At 73.5% G+C, this 16,451-nt stretch carries 16 protein-coding genes; 9 read left to right on the forward strand and 7 right to left on the reverse strand.

Features of this window, described 5'->3' with window-relative positions; translation table 11 throughout:
- The first annotated feature begins 34 nt into the window (after nt 1–34).
- From ABTY59_RS29580 to ABTY59_RS29610, 7 genes are all read left to right on the forward strand, one after another.
- Entirely contained in the window at nt 35–1,633 is a 1,599-nt protein-coding gene (locus ABTY59_RS29580; RefSeq protein ID WP_352022119.1) for an ABC transporter substrate-binding protein, read from the forward strand.
- The gene (locus ABTY59_RS29585) at nt 1,630–2,622 is read left to right on the forward strand and encodes an ABC transporter permease (RefSeq protein ID WP_352022120.1); all 993 of its coding nucleotides are present in this window, start codon (nt 1,630–1,632) and stop codon (nt 2,620–2,622) included. Before ABTY59_RS29580 ends, ABTY59_RS29585 begins: the two co-directional genes overlap by 4 nt.
- A complete protein-coding gene (locus ABTY59_RS29590; RefSeq protein ID WP_352022121.1) occupies nt 2,615–3,451 on the forward strand; it encodes an ABC transporter permease in 837 nt (278 codons plus the stop codon). Before ABTY59_RS29585 ends, ABTY59_RS29590 begins: the two co-directional genes overlap by 8 nt.
- Nucleotides 3,448–4,440 carry an ABC transporter ATP-binding protein gene (locus tag ABTY59_RS29595; RefSeq protein WP_352022122.1) on the forward strand — a complete coding sequence of 331 codons (993 nt, stop codon included), beginning with the start codon at nt 3,448–3,450 and terminating at the stop codon, nt 4,438–4,440. The genes ABTY59_RS29590 and ABTY59_RS29595 overlap by 4 nt, the downstream gene beginning before the upstream one ends.
- A complete protein-coding gene (locus tag ABTY59_RS29600; protein WP_352022123.1) occupies nt 4,433–5,098 on the forward strand; it encodes an ABC transporter ATP-binding protein in 666 nt (221 codons plus the stop codon). The genes ABTY59_RS29595 and ABTY59_RS29600 overlap by 8 nt, the downstream gene beginning before the upstream one ends.
- A 113-nt stretch (nt 5,099–5,211) precedes the next feature.
- Nucleotides 5,212–5,406, forward strand: a complete 195-nt coding sequence (locus ABTY59_RS29605) for a hypothetical protein (RefSeq protein ID WP_015038168.1) — start codon at nt 5,212–5,214, stop codon at nt 5,404–5,406.
- A 154-nt stretch (nt 5,407–5,560) separates the two neighbouring features.
- Nucleotides 5,561–7,153: a hypothetical protein gene (locus ABTY59_RS29610; RefSeq protein ID WP_502995443.1), complete on the forward strand. Its 1,593-nt coding sequence runs from the start codon at nt 5,561–5,563 to the stop codon at nt 7,151–7,153.
- A 45-nt stretch (nt 7,154–7,198) separates the two neighbouring features.
- Here ABTY59_RS29610 and ABTY59_RS29615 read toward each other — a convergent pair whose 3' ends face one another.
- The 4 genes from ABTY59_RS29615 to ABTY59_RS29630 form a co-directional block, all read right to left on the reverse strand.
- Nucleotides 7,199–7,999 (reverse strand): VOC family protein, encoded by an 801-nt coding sequence (locus ABTY59_RS29615; RefSeq protein ID WP_352022124.1) that lies wholly within the window; start codon nt 7,997–7,999, stop codon nt 7,199–7,201.
- A 96-nt stretch (nt 8,000–8,095) separates the two neighbouring features.
- Nucleotides 8,096–8,596, reverse strand: coding sequence for a nucleotide triphosphate diphosphatase NUDT15 (locus ABTY59_RS29620; protein WP_352022125.1), 501 nt, complete (start codon nt 8,594–8,596; stop codon nt 8,096–8,098).
- A gap of 58 nt (nt 8,597–8,654) precedes the next feature.
- Nucleotides 8,655–9,620 carry a universal stress protein gene (locus ABTY59_RS29625; RefSeq protein ID WP_352022126.1) on the reverse strand — a complete coding sequence of 322 codons (966 nt, stop codon included), beginning with the start codon at nt 9,618–9,620 and terminating at the stop codon, nt 8,655–8,657.
- 89 nt (nt 9,621–9,709) lie between these two features.
- A complete protein-coding gene (locus ABTY59_RS29630) occupies nt 9,710–10,108 on the reverse strand; it encodes a DUF5997 family protein (RefSeq protein ID WP_352022127.1) in 399 nt (132 codons plus the stop codon).
- A gap of 64 nt (nt 10,109–10,172) precedes the next feature.
- Here ABTY59_RS29630 and ABTY59_RS29635 point away from each other — a divergent pair, with 64 nt between their 5' ends.
- On the forward strand, nt 10,173–10,970 hold the full coding sequence (locus tag ABTY59_RS29635; protein ID WP_352022128.1) for a LysR family substrate-binding domain-containing protein: 798 nt from the start codon (nt 10,173–10,175) through the stop codon (nt 10,968–10,970).
- A 90-nt stretch (nt 10,971–11,060) separates the two neighbouring features.
- Nucleotides 11,061–11,639 carry a Type-2Aa cytolytic delta-endotoxin gene (locus ABTY59_RS29640; RefSeq protein ID WP_352022129.1) on the forward strand — a complete coding sequence of 193 codons (579 nt, stop codon included), beginning with the start codon at nt 11,061–11,063 and terminating at the stop codon, nt 11,637–11,639.
- A 141-nt stretch (nt 11,640–11,780) separates the two neighbouring features.
- Here ABTY59_RS29640 and ABTY59_RS29645 read toward each other — a convergent pair whose 3' ends face one another.
- From ABTY59_RS29645 to ABTY59_RS29655, 3 genes are all read right to left on the reverse strand, one after another.
- Complete coding sequence (locus tag ABTY59_RS29645) at nt 11,781–13,442, reverse strand: FAD-dependent oxidoreductase (RefSeq protein ID WP_352022130.1); 1,662 nt, start codon at nt 13,440–13,442, stop codon at nt 11,781–11,783.
- 38 nt (nt 13,443–13,480) lie between these two features.
- Nucleotides 13,481–14,383, reverse strand: a complete 903-nt coding sequence (locus ABTY59_RS29650) for an AurF N-oxygenase family protein (protein WP_352022131.1) — start codon at nt 14,381–14,383, stop codon at nt 13,481–13,483.
- A 203-nt stretch (nt 14,384–14,586) separates the two neighbouring features.
- Nucleotides 14,587–16,347 (reverse strand): S8 family peptidase, encoded by a 1,761-nt coding sequence (locus tag ABTY59_RS29655; RefSeq protein WP_403539687.1) that lies wholly within the window; start codon nt 16,345–16,347, stop codon nt 14,587–14,589.
- Nucleotides 16,348–16,451 lie beyond the last annotated feature (104 nt).

Genomic DNA, 16,451 nt, shown 5'->3' on the forward strand with positions numbered 1-16,451 from the left:
ATAGCAGTTGATCTTCAAGAGGGGTGTGGACGTCATGACCGCCCGATCCATCCGCGGCGCGGCGACCGCGACACTCGCGGGGGCACTCGCCCTCGCCACCGCGGCCTGCGCCAACCCCGGCGCCACCGCCGGCGGCTCCGGCGGCCCCAAGGACTCCGCGGTCGTCGGCATCGCCTACGAGCCCGAGACGCTCAGCCCCCTCCTCGGCTACGGCAAGGACGGCAACTCCAAGATCTTCGACGGGCTGCTCGCCTTCGACGCCGGAATGAAGCTGAAGCCCGCGCTCGCCGTGGAGCTGCCCCGCGTCAGCGCCGACGGCCTCACCTACACGTACACCCTCCGCAAGGGCGTCACCTTCAGCGACGGCGTCCCCTTCACCGCGAAGGACGTCGTCCACACCTACCGGACGATCCTCGACCCGAGGACGAACAACCCCTCACGCACCGAACTCGACGCCCTCAAGAGCGTCGACGCGGTCGGCGACCACACCGTCGTCTTCCGCCTCGCCTACCCCTACGCGCCCTTCGCCGAGCGCACCGTCCACGCCATCGCGCCCGAGCACATCGTCGCGAAGCAGGACGTCAACACGGGCGCCTTCACCACCCGGCCCATCGGCACCGGCCCGTACGTCCTCACCGCCTGGTCCAAGGGCGAGAAGCTCAGCTTCACGGCCAACCCCCACTACTGGAACGGCGCGCCGGCCGTGAAGAAGTTCACCATGGCGATCATCAAGGACGACGACGTCCGCGCCACCCGGCTGCGCGCCGGCGACCTCGACGGCGCGATCCTGCCGCCCAACCTCGCCGCCGGCTTCAAGGGCGACCGGGGGAAGAGGACCTGGACGGCGAAGACCTTCGACTACCGCACCGTCACCCTGCCCACCCACAACCGGGTCGCGGGCGACACCGCCGTCCGCCGCGCCCTCGACCTCGCCGTCGACCGGCAGGCCATGGTCGACAAGATCCTCGAAGGTGCCGGAAAGCCCGCCTACGGACCCGTCCCCACCGACAGCCCCTGGTTCGCGAAGGGCACCGAACGCCGCCACGACCTCGCCGGCGCCGAGAAGATCCTCGACGAGGCCGGCTGGAAGCCCGGCCCCGACGGCATCCGCGTGCGCGGCGGCGTCCGCGCCGCCTTCCCCCTCTGGTACCTCTCCGGCGACAAGCTCCGCCAGGACCACGCCCTCGCCTACGCCTCCGACGCCAAGAAGGCCGGCATCGACATCACCACCCAGGCCGGCACCTGGGAGGTCATCGAGCCCCGCATGAAGACGGACGCCGTCCTCGCCGGCGGCGGCTCGCCCGGCGACCCCGACTTCGACCAGTACCTGCTCCTGAAGTCCACCCTCGGCGGCGACGGCTTCAACAACATGGCCCGGTACGACAACAAGACCGTCGACCGCGCCCTGGAGGACGGCCGCCGGACGAACGACCCCGCCGAGCGCCGCGCCGCGTACGACACCGTCCAGCGCGAACTGGCCAAGGACCCCGGCTACACCTTCCTCACCCACGTCGACCACCTCTACGTCGTGAACGACGCCTGGGACGGCCTCAGCACCCAGACCGAACCCCACGACCACGGCCTCGCCTCCGGCCCCTGGTGGAACGTCGAGAGCTGGAAGCCCGAGAAGTGAGCCGCCGCCTCCCCTGGGGGGCCATGGCCCGGATGACGGGACGGCGCGCCCTCGCCGCCGTCCCCGTCCTCCTCGGCGTCACCCTGGCCGTGTTCGCCGTCGCCGACGCCTCCCCCTTCGACCCCGTCAAGGCCTACGCCGGCACCGCGGGACTCAGCGCCTCGCAGGAGAACCTCGACCGGCTCCGCGCCAACCTCGGCGTCGACCGGCCCCTCCTCACCCGCTGGTGGGAGTGGCTCACCTCGGCCCTCACCGGCGACCTCGGCGACTCCACCGTCATGCGCCGACCCGTCGCCGAGGTCATCGGCGAACGCCTCGGCTGGTCCGTCCTCCTCGCCGTCACCGCCTTCGCCGTCGCCATCGCCCTCGGCACCCTCCTCGGCGTCCTCGCCGGCCGCCGCCGCGGCGGCCTCCTCGACCGGGCCGTCAGCTCCGCCGCGTACACCCTGGAAGCCGCCCCCGCCTACTGGCTCGGCCTCCTCGCCGTCTGGTTCTTCGCCCTGAGGCTCGGCGCCCTGCCCGCCGGCGGACTCACCGACACCGCCAGCGACACCGTCACCGCCGACCAGGTCGCCCGCCACCTCGTCCTCCCCGCGCTCGTCCTCGGCCTCTCCCAACTGCCCTGGTTCTTCCTGTACGTCCGCCAGGGCGTCGGCGACGCCCTCGACGAGGACCCCGTGCGCGGTGCCCGCGCCCGCGGCCTGCGCGAGCGCACCGTCCTCACCGGCCACGCCCTCCGCTCCGGAATGCTCCCCATGCTCACCCTCGTCGGCTCCCGCGTCCCCGAACTCATCACCGGAGCCCTCCTCGTGGAGACCGTCTTCAGCTGGCCCGGCATCGCCGCCGCCACCGTCACGGCCGCCACCTCCGTCGACTTCCCGCTGCTCGCCGCGCTCACCGTCCTCGCCACCGCCGCCGTGCTCCTCGGCAACCTCCTCTCCGACCTGCTGTACGGAATCGCCGACCCGAGGGTGGGCTTCGATGGCTGACCCGCGCACCCACCGCCCGCGGCTGTGGACCTCCGCCCTCACCGTCGGCGTGATCGTCCTCGCCGTCCTCCTCGTCCCCCCGCTCGTCCAGCTCGACGAACAGGCCGTCGACCTCTCCCGCAAACTCCTCCCGCCGTCCTGGGAGCACCCCTTCGGCACCGACGACCTCGGCCGCGACCTCCTGCTGCGCTGCGTCTACGGCCTGCGGATCTCCCTCCTCGTCGGACTCGTCGCCGCGCTCGTCGCCACCGTCGTCGGCACCGCCGTCGGAGCCACCGCCGGAGCCCTGGGCGGCCGGCCCGACCGCTGGCTGATGCGGCTCGTCGACGCCTTCTCCTCCGTGCCGCACCTGCTCCTCGGCATCTTCGTGGTGGCCCTCTTCCGGCCCGGCGTGTGGCCCGTCATCGCGTCCGTCGCCGTCACCCACTGGCTCTCGACCGCCCGGATCGTCCGCTCCGAGGTCCTCTCCCTGCGCACCCGCCCCTACGTGGACGCCGCCGTCTCCGGGGGCTCCTCCCGGTGGCGCGTCGCCGTCCGGCACCTGCTGCCCGCCGTGCTGCCGCAGGCCGGACTCGCCGCCGTCCTCATGGTGCCGCACGCCATGTGGCACGAGTCCGCGCTCTCGTTCCTCGGCCTCGGCCTCCCCAGCCACCAGGCCAGCCTCGGCAACCTCGTACAGAACGCCCGCTCCTCCCTGCTCGCCGGCGACTGGTGGCCCACCCTCTTCCCGGGCCTCCTCCTCATCGTCCCGACCCTCGCCATCGCCGGCCTCGCGGGCATCTGGCGCGACCGCCTCAACCCCCGCCGCCGATCGGAGCTGATGCTGTGAACTCCCGCGTCGAGCGCGCCCTCCAGGCCGTCTCCGCCGGGCGGGCCGAGGACGCCGTCCTCAGCGTCCGGGGGCTCACCGTCCGCTTCCGGCTGCGCGGCGGGCGGAGCGTCGCCGCCGTCAGCGGTGCCGACTTCGACCTCGCGGCGGGGGAGTGCCTCGCCCTCGTCGGGGAGAGCGGCTGCGGCAAGTCCGTCCTCGCCTCCGCCCTCCTCGGCCTCCTCCCCGGGAACGCCGAGACCTCCGGCACCGCGCTGCTCGACGGCACCGATCTGCTCGCCGCCGACGAGAAGACCCTCGCAAGGACCGTACGGGGACGGCGCGTCGGCCTCGTGCCGCAGAGCCCCGCGGCCCACCTCACCCCCGTCCGCACCGTCCGGTCCCAGCTGGAGGAGACCGTCCGCGCCCTCACCGGGACCTCCCGCCGGAACCGGCGCAAGGCCGCCGAGGACGCCGCCGACCGCGCCGCGTTCCCCGCCGGACACCTCGACCGGTACCCGCACGAACTCTCCGGCGGCCTCGCCCAGCGCGCGGCCACCGCCCTCGCCCTCATCGGCGACGCCCGGCTGCTGCTCGCCGACGAGCCCACCACCGGCCTCGACCGCGACCTCGTCGACCGCACCGCCGACGAACTCCGCCGCCACACCGACGAGGGCCGCGCCCTGCTCCTCATCACCCACGACCTGGCCGCCGCCGAGCGCGTCGCCGACCGCGTCGCCGTCATGTACGCCGGCCGGATCGTCGAAGTCGCCCCCGCCCACCGCTTCTTCGGCCCCACCGGCCCCCGCCACCCCTACGCCCGCGGACTCCTCGACGCCCTGCCCGACCGCGCGTTCACCCCCATCCCCGGCCTGCCGCCCGAGCTCTCCGACCTGCCCGACGGCTGCGCCTTCACCCCGCGCTGCCCCCGCGCCACCGCCCGCTGCGCCACCCGCCCCGAACCCGCGGCCGGCGTGGCCTGCCACCACCCGGAGCGCACCCGTGCTTGAACTCGACTCCGTCACCGCCGGATACGACCGCCGAGCCCCCGTGTTCCGCGGCGCCTCCCTCGCCCTCGCCGCCGGCGAGTCCGTCGGACTGCTCGGCCCCAGCGGCTGCGGCAAGTCCACCCTCGCCCGGGTCGCCGCCCTCCTCCACCGCCCCGACGCCGGCCGGCTCGTCCTCGACGGCGCCGAGGTGCGGGCCTGGCGGCACCGCGCCCCCCGTACGCAGCGCACCGCCGTCGGCGTCGTCTTCCAGCAGCCCCGCACCGCTGCCGACCCCCGCCTCACCCTCGCCGAACTGATCGCCGAACCCCTGCGCGCCACCGGCCGCCGCGCCGAGGCCGCCGACCGGCTCGCCGCCCTCGCCCCCGCCGTGGGCCTCACCCCCGACCTCCTCGGCCGCCGCCCCCACGAGGTCAGCGACGGCCAGCTGCAACGCGCCTGCCTGGCCCGCGCCCTGACCCTCCGCCCCCGCTGGCTGATCTGCGACGAGATGACCGCCATGCTGGACGCCTCCACCACCGCGGCCCTCGTCGCCGCCGTCGAGACCTACCGCGCCGAGACCGGCGCCGGCCTCCTCGCCGTCGGCCACGACCGCGTCCTGCTGAACCGCTGGTGCGACCGCACGGTCGAATGGAAGGACTGCCTGTCCGCCCCGCACTGACCGGATCTCACCCGTATGGCCGCCCCGCCGTTCCCCCGGACGGACCGCGCATTCCGTCACACTGTCCGCCGAACGCCGCAATTCCGGTGCGGCGACGGAGGGACGTGAGACCGATGGCCGTTTCCATTTCTGTCGTGGTGCTGCTGCTGGTGCTGGCCGTGATCTTCCTGCGGAACGGCGGCCTCAAGGTCACGCACGCCCTCGTGTGCGCCCTGCTGGGCTTCTTCCTCGCCGGCACGAGCATGGCGCCCACCATCCACAACGGGGTGGCCGCCACCGCCAACGTGGTCTCCAGCCTCAAGCCCTGACCCGCCCCTCGGTCACGGACGGCCCCGGTCGGAGGCGTCCTCCGGCCCGCTCGTGAACGCCGCATGAAAGCGGGGGCGGTTCCATGTACTTCTCCTCCGTTCACGCCTACCGTCGGGCGCCGGCGCGACACACGCGAGGACCCGAGGAGCCGCTTTGACCACCCCACCGCCCCGCAGACGAGCACGCGCGCTCGCGCTGATCACCGCGCTCGCGGCGATCCTCCTGACGGGTGGCGCCCCCGTCGCCCAGGCCGCCGAGGACATACCCCTCGCCCCCGGCCACCGGCTCGTCGACCACTACGAGGGCGCCCCCGCCACCGCGCGGCCCGTGCCCGGCAAGAGCCCCGCCCAGCACCCGTACCTCGCGCCCAACGGCCGCAGCGGCATGCACGCCGACGGCGCCGGCAGCGGCACCCACCCCTTCCCGGGGCCGCTCGGGCGCGACCCGGAGGTCCTCAGCGCGAAGATGGCCGCCGTCGGCGGCGAGTGCGCCACCGTCACCTTCGACTCCGCCGGCCGTCTCGTGACCGTCTGCGGCACCTTCAGCGGCTTCCTGGTGAAGCTGCTCGACCCGCGCACTCTCGACACCCTCGCCGAGTACAAGCTGCCCCAGCGCTCCTCCACCGTCGAGGCCATCACCCGCCTCGACTTCGAGAAGATCTTCAAGGACACCTCGGGCGGCGCCTACTTCTACCTCGACGACCGGGACCGGGTCGTCCTCGCCGACTCCCGCCAGCACGTCCTGCGCATCGCCCACCGGCAGAAGGCGGACGGCACCTGGGAGTTCACCCTCGACAACGACTGGGACCTGACCTCCCTCGTCCCGCACGACTGCGTCAGCTGGACCAACCTCTTCCCCAGCGGCGTCTGCGACCCCGTCACCTCCGTCATGCCGGACTGGGACGGCCGCATCTGGTGGGTGACCCGCCTCGGACGCGTCGGCACCGTCGACCCCGCGACCGGCGCCCTGCGCGTGATCCGGCTCGCCGGGGAGGAGATCCAGAACTCCTTCTCCGTCGCCGAGGACGGCGTCTCCATCGTCACCGACCACGCGCTGTACAGCTTCCGCGCCGACGCCGACGGGGTCCCGCGCGTGCAGTGGCGCGAGACGTACGACCGCGGCACCGGCACCAAGCCCGGCTCCGTGAACCAGGGTTCGGGCACCACCCCCGACCTGTTCGGCACCGAGGACCAGTACGTCGCGATCACCGACAACGCCGACGACCGCATGAACGTCCTCGTCTACCGCCGGGGCGCCGACGTGCCCGCCGCCGAGCGGCTCGTGTGCACGGTGCCGGTCTTCGGCTCCGGTGCCTCCACCACCGACAACTCCCTGATCAGCTGGGGCGACAGCCTCGTCGTCGAGAACAACTACGGCTACGAGAACCCGAGTACGCTCCTGCTCGGCCGCAGCGTCGTCGGCGGCGCGACCCGGATCGACGTCCGCGCCGACGGCAGCGGCTGCGACACCGTCTGGGAGAGCGACGTCCGTTCGCCCTCCACGGTCCCGAAGCTCTCCACCGCCAACGGACTGCTCTACTTCTACGAGAAGCGCCCCAGCGTCTGGGGCATCGACGCCTGGTACCTCACGGCCGTCGACTTCCGCACCGGCAAGCGGGCCTTCTCGCGGTTCACCGGCACCGGCCTGTCCTACGACAACAACTGGGCGCCGATCACCATCGGCCCCGACGGCACCGCGTACGCGGGGGTCTTCAACGGCATCGTCGCCGTCCGCGACAGGACCTGACGCGCGGCGGAGCGGCGCCCCGTGGCGCCGCTCCGCTCACCCCGCCTACTCGAACTCGGGCATGTCGCCGACGGTCGTCTTCTCGTCGATCACCGCGAAGGCCGCGCCCTGCGGATCCAGGATCGCCGCGAAACGGCCGAACGGGCTGTCCATCGGCCCGAACACCTTCCGCCCGCCGAGGGCCTCGGCCCGCTCGACCGCCTTGTCGCAGTTGTCGACGGCGAAGTAGATCTGGATGTACGACGGGATCTCCGGCGGGAAGTCGTCGGCCGACATCACCATCCGTCCCAGGACGGGCTGCGGGCCGCCGAGGTCGAAGACCCGGTAGTCCATGTGCTCGTCCTTGATCTTCTTCGAGCCGAAGCCGAAGACCTCGGTGAAGAAGGCGTCGGCCTTCCCGGGCTCCCGGGTGAACACCTCGGCCCAGGCGTACGCACCGGGCTCGCCCTCCCGCTCGAAGCCCTCGTGCGTGCCGCCCTGCCAGACGCCGAACGTGACGCCCGTCGGGTCCTGCGCGATGCACATCGAGCCGAAGTCGCCGACCTGCATCGGCTCCATCAGGACGGTGCCGCCCGCGCGCCGGATCTTCTCCGCCGTCGCCGCGACGTCCGGCGAGGAGAAGTACAGACACCAGGCCGACTGCGGCTCGCCGTCCTGTCCCGGCATCGGCGGGACGACGGCCGCGACCGCCTTGCCGCCCATGAACGCCTGCGTGTAGTTGCCGAATTCCGAGGAGGACTCGCCGAAGGTCCAGCCGAGCACATCGCCGTAGAACGTCTTGGCGCCCTCGACGTCGGTGAACATCGCGTCGGTCCAGACCGGCGTGCCTTCAGGTCGTACGGCCATGACGGTGACTCCCACTTCCGATTCGATGACGTGTTCTCCAGCCACGCTAGCCACGCTCGCCGGGGCCCGCGCGGTGACGCACCGCAGCTCCCGGATTCAGCCGGGCAGCCGGCCCAGGGCGTACCGGTGGAAGGGGCCGGCGGGGATCGGGAGACCCGGCCGCCACACGCGCAGCACCTGCGCCGACGGCAGGAACAGGGCCTCCGGCAGATGGTCCGGGTCGGTCCACTCCCAGCGCTCGATCTTCTCCGGCTCCGCCACGGCGGGCACCCCGCGGAAGCCGCGCACGGCCGTGGCCGCGGTCATCCGGGTCAGCCGCGTGGAGGTGACCGTGTCCAGGAGCAGCCCGAGGACCTCCACGTCGGCGGCGTCCGCGACGAGCGTCGTCTCCTCGGCCAGCTCCCGCACCGCCGCCTCCTCGATCGACTCGCCCGGCTCCACCGCGCCGCCCGGCAGCTCCCACACCCCGGACCGGTCCAGGCCGAGCAGGACCCGGCCCGCCGCGTCGACCACCACGACCCCCGCGCCGAGCGAGGCGCCCGCGGACGGCGGCTGGACGTTACGGCGGGCGGTGGCGGCGTGATCTGCGGTCGTCATGAGCCCCTGTGTACCAGGCGCCACCGACAGCCACCCCCGCGCACACCGGCCCGGACCCTCAGGCCCGGGCACCGCCGTGCGCGGGCGGCGCGGGGGCGGGCGGCACCACCGCCACCGGACACAGCGCGTGGTGCAGCACCGCGTGGGCGACGGAACCGATGAGCAGCGAGCCGAGCCGATGCCGGTGGTGCCGCCCCACGACCACCAGGCCCGCGTCCCGCGAACCCTCCACGAGCCGGCCCGCCGCGTCCCCCGGCACCACCACCGGGACCAGCTCCACCCCCGGCCACCGCGCGGCGAACGGCCCCAGCCGCTCCGCCTGCTCCCGCCGCGCCTCCCGGATCAGCTCCTCCGCGTCGTCCGCGAGGGGCAGCGGCGGCGGCACCTGCAGCGCGGGCGAGGGGGCCGCCAGGAGCGCGCCCTGCGGCGGCGGCAGCCGGAACGCGGTCACCGCCTCCAGCGGCACGCCCCGGTCACGGGCCGCCTCGAACGCGAAACCCACCACCTCGTCCGAGGTCTCCTCCGGGTGCAGTCCGAGCAGCACCCGGCCCGCCCCGGCCCCGGCCCCGAGGGCCGCCGCCCGCGCCTCGTGCGGCACGACGACCAGGGGACAGGGCGCCGTCATCGCGAGGGTCCGGCTCGTCGAGCCGAGCAGCAGGCTCGCGAAGCCGCCGTGCCCCCGGGATCCCGTCACCAGCAGCCGCGCCCCCCGGGCCGCCGCCGGAAGGGCGTCCGTCACGGACCCGTCCAGCGAGTCGTACCGCACCGGAACGCGGTGCCCGCGCTCCTCGACCACCGTCCGTACGGCCCGCGCGACGGTGTCCGGGAGCTCCGGCGCCGTGCCGAGGGAGGCGATACGGGCTTCGCCGAGCTGGAGGGCGTCGGAGCGCACGTGGGCCACCACCAGCGGCGCGCCGAGACCCTCCGCGGCGCTCAGCGCCCACTCCAGGGCCCGGAGACTGTGCTCGGACCCGTCCACGCCGACGACGACCGGCGGCTCGTACGCGGTGCTGGTGTCACTCATGGGGGAATGACTCCCGCGGACGCGGGAACGCCACGCCGGTCCGGTCCGAGGCTTCGGACCGGACCGGCGTGGCGTTCACCGGAGGAGGCTCAGGCGCCCTGCTGCCGGCGGGCCCGCTCCTCGTCACGCTCCTTGATGCGGAGGGTCTCCTTGCGGACCTCCGCCTGCGTGGCCTGCTCCTTCTTGAGCCACTCCGGGGACTCCTCCCTGAGCGCCTGGATCTGCTCGGTGGTCAGCGGCTCGGTGATGCCGCCGCGCGCGAGACCGGCGATGGAGACGCCCAGCCGCGACGCGACCACCGGGCGGGGGTGCGGACCGTTCTTGCGCAGCTCCTGGAGCCAGGCGGGCGGGTTGGCCTGGAGCTCGTTCAGCTCGGTGCGCGAGACGACACCCTCCTGGAACTCTGCGGGGGTGGCCTCGAGGTACACACCCAGCTTCTTCGCCGCGGTCGCGGGCTTCATCGTCTGGGTGTTCTGGTGCGACGTCATGGTGTCAAGGGTATCGAGCATGCGGCCGGGCTCCGACCACCACTGCTACCGGTAACCTGGCGGGGTGACAGGCTCGGACGTTTCCCCTTCGGCATCCCCTTCCTCCTTCCGGCTCGCCTACGTGCCGGGAGCGACACCCGCGAAGTGGGTGCGGATCTGGAACGAGCGCCTGCCCGAGGTGCCCCTCACCCTGATCGCCGTGACACCGGCCGAGGCCTTCGGCGCGCTCCGGGAGGGCGCCGTCGACGCGGGACTCGTCCGCCTCCCCGTCGACGGGGACGACCTCAGCGCGATTCCGCTCTACACCGAGACGACGGTCGTCGTCGTCCCCAAGGACCACCTGTTCGCGGCGGTCGAGGAGGTGTCGGCCGAGGACCTCGTCGAGGAGCTGGTCCTGCACCCCCTCGACGACACCCTGGGCTGGGAGCAGCCGCCGGGCCGCCCCGCGAGGGAGCGCCCCGAGACGACCGCCGACGCGATCGAGCTGGTCGCCGCGGGCGTCGGCGTGCTCGCCGTGCCGCAGTCGCTGGCCCGGCTGCACCACCGCAAGGACCTCACCTACCGGACCCTCGTCGGCGTCCCACAGTCGCGGGTGGCCCTGTCGTGGCCCGCGGCGGACGAGGCGCCCGACCTGGTGGAGGAGTTCATCGGCATCGTGCGCGGCCGCACGGTGAACAGCACCCGGGGCCGCCGAGCCGAGGAGCAGAAGGGCCGGAAGCAGCCCAAGGCGCAGAAGTCCGCGAAGCCGGCGAGGTCCGGGAAGCCGGGTGCGGGGTCCCGCACCGCCGGCCGCCCCTCGGGGGCCCGCAAGGGCGGCGCCGGTTCCGGCCGGAGCGGGAAGCCGCGCCGCGGCCGGGGCTGAACCGTCCGCACGGCGGACGCCCCGGGCCGGGCCCCGTGGCGGCTCGGCATACTGACCCCTCCTGATCACCGATCTCATCCAGGAGGAGCTTTGGCCGCCAGTTTCAGGACCGTCGTCGAGGTGGCGCCCGACCACCTCGCGCAGGCCCGGTCCATCGACCGGGTGTTCCAGGAGGCGATCGCCCCGGCGACCGTCAACTTCGACTTCGAGGCGATCCACCGGGCGGCCTCGGCCGTCCCGGACAGCGACGTGGTGAGGATGGTCCGGGGCTGGGGGCTCCAGGAGCACGCCCCCGTCCTCGTCATGGTCCTCTCCCTGAAGGAGGCCGTCCGCCAGGCGCTGCCGCCGGAGTGCGCGGAGGCCGGGTTCTGGGCCACGGTCGAGCGGGAGCTCGTCGAGGCCTTCACCGGGCTCGCCGCGCAGGAGGGGCAGCCCGGCCTCTCCTTCTACGAGGAGACCGGGGAGCGCACCCGCTTCTACCGTGACCTCTTCTTCGCGCTCCAGGACGAGGAGACCGGGGAACACATGTACGCCCTGGCCTTCTGCGTCGACGTGACCGTCGAGCTGTCGAAGGCCGAGACGCTGGCGCTCGACCTCACCGACATCGTGCCCTTCGCGGTGCGGCTCAACGCGATCGTGGTCCGCCAGGCGCTGGGCGTCTCCGTCTGACCGACGGCCGACGCGTACGACAGGCCGTGCGCCCGACCCGTACGCCCGACCGGTGCGACAGGCCGTGCGCCTGATCCGTACCGCCGTCCCGCACCGGCCCGCCGTCCCGGGCCGGATCCGAGGAGCGTGCGAACCGGCCGCTCAGCCCCGCAGGCGCGGTCTGCCGCCCCGTGCCGCCGCCACGAGCTCCGGGACCGTGGCCAGTTTGACCCGGGGACGTCCGGCGTCCCGCCCCCGCGCCCGCTCGGCGCGGTCGATCGAGGCGAGACCGCGCGCGTCGACGAGCCCCCGCCCGCTGCGGCGCTTCGCGAGCCGCCGGAACTCCTGGGCGGTCCCCGTCGGCCGGGGCAGCAGCCCGGCGACCGCGTCCGCGAGCAGCGTCCCGATCGTCTCCTCCGCGCACGCCCGGTTGGCCCCGATGCCGCCGGAGGGTCCGCGCTTGATCCAGCCGACGACGTAACTCCCGGGCAGCCCCGAAACGCGGCCCGCCTCGTGCGGCACGGTGCCGGTGGTCTCGTCGAAGGGCAGCCCCGCGAGAGGCACGCCGCGGTAGCCGATGGCCCGGACGAGCAGCCCGGTCCCGATCTCCGTACCGGTCGCCTCCCCGTGCTGCGTCACGCGGACGGCCCGCACGCGGTCCTCGCCGAGGGCCTCGACGGGCGCGGAGTGGAAGCGCAGCACGATCCGGCGCCGGTCCGCCGCGGGGCTTCCCGTCCAGTCCACCGCCTCCCTGGCCACGCCCCGCAGCAGCGCGGCCTTCGCGCCGGGCTCCGCCGCGTCGATCGCCGCGCCGGTGCGCGGATCGCGGTCGTCGACCACCAGGTCCACCCCGGGCAGGTGCTTCAGGGCGAGCAGCTCGGAGGCGGTGTACGCGGCGTCCTCGGGTCCCCGCCGGCCGAGGAGCACCACCTCGCGGACGCGTGCGTCCCGCAGGGCGGCGAGGGCGTGGTCGGCGATGTCCGTACGGGCGAGGGCGTCGGGGTCCGCGACGAGGACGCGGGCCACGTCGAGCGCCACGTTGCCGTTGCCGACCACGAGGACCCGCTCGGCGGGGAGCCGGACGGCGTCCGCGCCGGTCTCCGGGTGCGCGTTGTACCAGGAGACGACGGAGGTCGCCGAGACGCTGCCGGGCAGGTCCTCGCCGGGGATCCCGAGCCGCCGGTCGGACGGGGCGCCCACCGCGTAGACCACGGCGTCGTGGTGCGCGGAGAGTTCGGCGGGGGTGACGTCCTTGCCCGCCTCGACGCCGAGCCGCATGCGGACGCGGGGATGGGCGTGGAAGCGGGCGAAGGTCTCCCCGGCTCCCTTGGTCGCCGGGTGGTCCGGGGCGACGCCGTAGCGGACGAGCCCCCCGGCGACGGGCAGCCGGTCGATCAGCGTCACCTCGGCGGAGGTGTGGAGCAGCAGGTCCTCGGCGGCGTACATGCCGGCCGGTCCGGTGCCGACGACCGCGACGCGGATCGGGGCGAAGTCGGAGGGAAGCGAGCGGGTGAAGACGGGCTCGCCCCAGGGGTGGAAGGTGGGGGAGGCCAGGACGGGCGCGGGCTCGCGTCCCGCGTAGTGGGCGGCGTTGATCGCCTCGTACTCCCGCAGCGGCTCCGGCAGCCGGTCGGCGGGGAAGATCGCGTCGACCGGGCAGGCGTCGGCGCAGGCGCCGCAGTCGATGCAGGACCTGGGGTCGATGTACAGCATCTCCGTCGTGCCGAAGTCCGGCTCGTCGGGCGTCGGGTGGATGCAGTTGACCGGGCAGACGGCGACGCAGGTGGCGTCGTTGCAGCAGGTCTGGGTGATGGCGTAGGTCATGGCGTCGGCTCAGCTCGGATCCGGGGGACGGGGGCGGGTCAGACGAGGTGCGCGCGCTGGTAGAAGAAGAGCGCGGGGCGGGTGAGCATCCCGACGTCGGCGAGGAACTCCATCAGCCCGGCGCAGCTGGCGCGGAGCCGTGCCTTGTAGTGCTCGTTGGCGGCGGCCTCGCGGCGGGCGCGCTCGGGGTCGAGGCCGGCCCGCACGTACACCTCCGGGTTCACCAGGCTGGTGATGATGTAGTACGCGGCGATGGCGACGACGAGCGCCTGGAAGTGGCGGCGCGCCCGGCTCGCGCGGGCGAGGTGGCGGCGGGTCTCGTCCCGGGCGAACTTCATGTGCCGGGACTCCTCGACGACATGGATGTTGTTGATGGTGCGGACGAAGGGGGCGACCCGCTCGTCGCGCATCCAGTCGCGCTGCATGACGTCGAGGACCTCCTCGGCGACGAGGATCCCGGCGTAGGCCGCCTCGCCGAAGCCGACGGTCTTCATGAAGCGGCCGAGTTCGAGCACCGCGCGCTTGGGCTTGTACGAGGGCGCGCCGAGCTTCTGCGAGCCGCGGGCGAACATGATGGAGTGCCGGCACTCGTCGGCGATCTCCGTGAGGGCCCACTGGAACCGGGGGTCGGTGTGGTCCATGAGGTAGATGTCGCGGAGCACCATCTGCTGGAGGATCATCTCGAACCAGATGCCGGTGCTGGCGACCGAGGCCGACTCCTGGCGGGTCAGCTCCTTGCGCTGCTCCTCGCTCATCTCGTTCCAGTAGGCGGTCCCGTAGAGGCTGTTCCACTCCGGGCTCTGGCCGTGGAAGTCCTTGTCGAGGGGGGTGTCCCAGTCGACCTCGGTGGCGGGGTCGTAGGAGAGCTTCGCGGCCGACAGGAGCAGCCGCGCGGCGACGTCGTCGTTCTCGTGGTCCGGGCGGACGGTGCTGCGTGCCATGGTGCGGCTCCTCGGGGTCGCGCGAGCGGCTCGGGCGCTTGTTAGACGGTGCGTCTAGCAAGCTTGTTAGACGGAACGTACAACAAGGGCCCGGGGGAGGCCTACCCCTCGGTACGGACTTTCTTCCCGCGGGAGTTACCCCGGGTACGCGAACGGGGCCGGAGCCATCGCGGCTCCGGCCCCGTTCCCCGGGTCGGGGGGTGCTAGAAGGTCAGGTTCCAGGCGTCGATCTTCCCGGTGTCCTGGCTCGCGTTGTCGTTCACGCGGAGCTTCCAGACGCCGTTCGCGACCTCCGAGGAGGCGTTGACCGTGTACGTCTGGACGATGTTGTCCGTACCGCTGCCCGTGTGGTTGTGCAGCGTGTAGACCGTGCCGTCCGGGGCGACCAGGTCGACCTTCAGGTCACCGATGTACGTGTGCTTGATGTCGACGCCCACCTTGAGGGTGGCCGGCGCGTTGCCCGTCACACCGCTCACCGTGATCGGGCTCTCGACCGTGCTGTTGTCCGCGACCGCGACGTCCGTGAGGTTCTCGAAGTACGCCCCGGCCGGCGGGGTGGAGCCGCCGACGGCCTTCAGGGCGTCGACGCGGCCCTCGCCGAAGAAGCTGTTCTTCGCCGTCGTGCCGGTGCACCGGGCGTCCGACGGGCAGGCCAGGTCGGTGGCCTGCTCGCCGAGCTTCGCCCGGATGTCCGCCGGGGTGTACGCCGGGTTGGCGCTGGCGAGCAGCGCGGCCACGCCCGCCACGTGCGGGGAGGCCATCGACGTGCCGCTCAGCGAGGAGTACTTGCCGCCGGGGACGGTGCTGTAGACGGACTCGCCGGGCGCCGAGACCTCGATGACGTCACGGCCGTAGTTGGAGAAGGAGGCCTTGGACGTGCCGCTGGTCCCGTTCGCGGCGACCGTGACGACGCCCGGCAGCTCGGCCGGGATGTCGAGGCAGGCGTTGGTGATCGTCCGGGTCACCGGCGTCGAGTCGTTGGGGCTCGACGAGTCGGTCGTCTTGTTGGCCAGGTCGACGTTGGAGTTGCCCGCCGCCGCGACCTGGAGGGATCCCTTGCCCTCGGCGTACGCCTGGGCGCGGCCCACGCCCTCCAGGATGGCCGCCTGGTCGAGGTCGTTGGGGCAGTTGAACTGCCACGGGTCCGTGTAGTAGCTGTTGTTGGTGACCTTGAAGCCGTGGTCACCGGCCCACACGAGGCCGCAGACGGTGTTCTCCGCGAAGAACAGGGTGCTGCCGGGCTCGGCGATGCGCACCGAGGAGATCTTCACGCCCGGGGCGACGCCGATCGCGCCCTTGCCGTTCTTGGCGGCCGCGACCGTGCCGGCGACGTGGGTGCCGTGCTGGTCGACGTCGCGCCAGGCGCCGGCGCGGGTGTCCGCCTTGCCGTAGGCGCAGGAGACCGAGTCCGCGGCGTTGAAGTTCGGCGCCAGGTCCTGGTGCTGGTCGTCCACGCCGGTGTCCAGGATGCCGACCTTGACCGAGGCGGAACCCGGGTTGACGGCCCAGGCCTGGTCGGCCTTGATCTGGGTCATGTCCGAGCGGACGGGCTCGGTCGTGGGCGCGGTCGCCTGCGCGGGGTTGGCCGGGAGCGCCGGGTTGTAGGCGTCGGCGGGGACGTCGGAGGTACGGGTCGCGCCGACCTTCTGGACGCCGGAGACGCCGCGCATCGTGGCGGCGAAGGTGGCGGAGGTCGAGTGCGCGACGATCACGCCGATCGCGTCGTACGAGGCGAAGACCGAGCCGCCGTTGTTCGCGACGGCGGTGCGGACGGCGGTCGTGTCGCCCGGGGCCGTGATGACCAGGTAGGCCCGGGTGCCCGCGGCCCAGGCGGCGGGTGCCGCGGCGTTCGTCCGGGCGTTCGCCGTGAAGGCGGCGAGCGGCTCGTTGTCGAGCGGGGCGGCCTGGGCGAGCGAGACCGGTCCCGCGAGCGCCAGCGTCGTACCGAGCGCGAGGGCCGTCAGTCTCAGGCGGCCGGATATGTGGGAAAACAATGCGTCCTCCGATGGCCCGGTGGCGCGGGTGGCGCCGGCCGGGCCCTGTGATGTGTGGGGTGGACGCAAGATCC

Source organism: Streptomyces sp. NPDC096079, assembly GCF_040303145.1.
GTDB lineage: Bacteria > Actinomycetota > Actinomycetes > Streptomycetales > Streptomycetaceae > Streptomyces.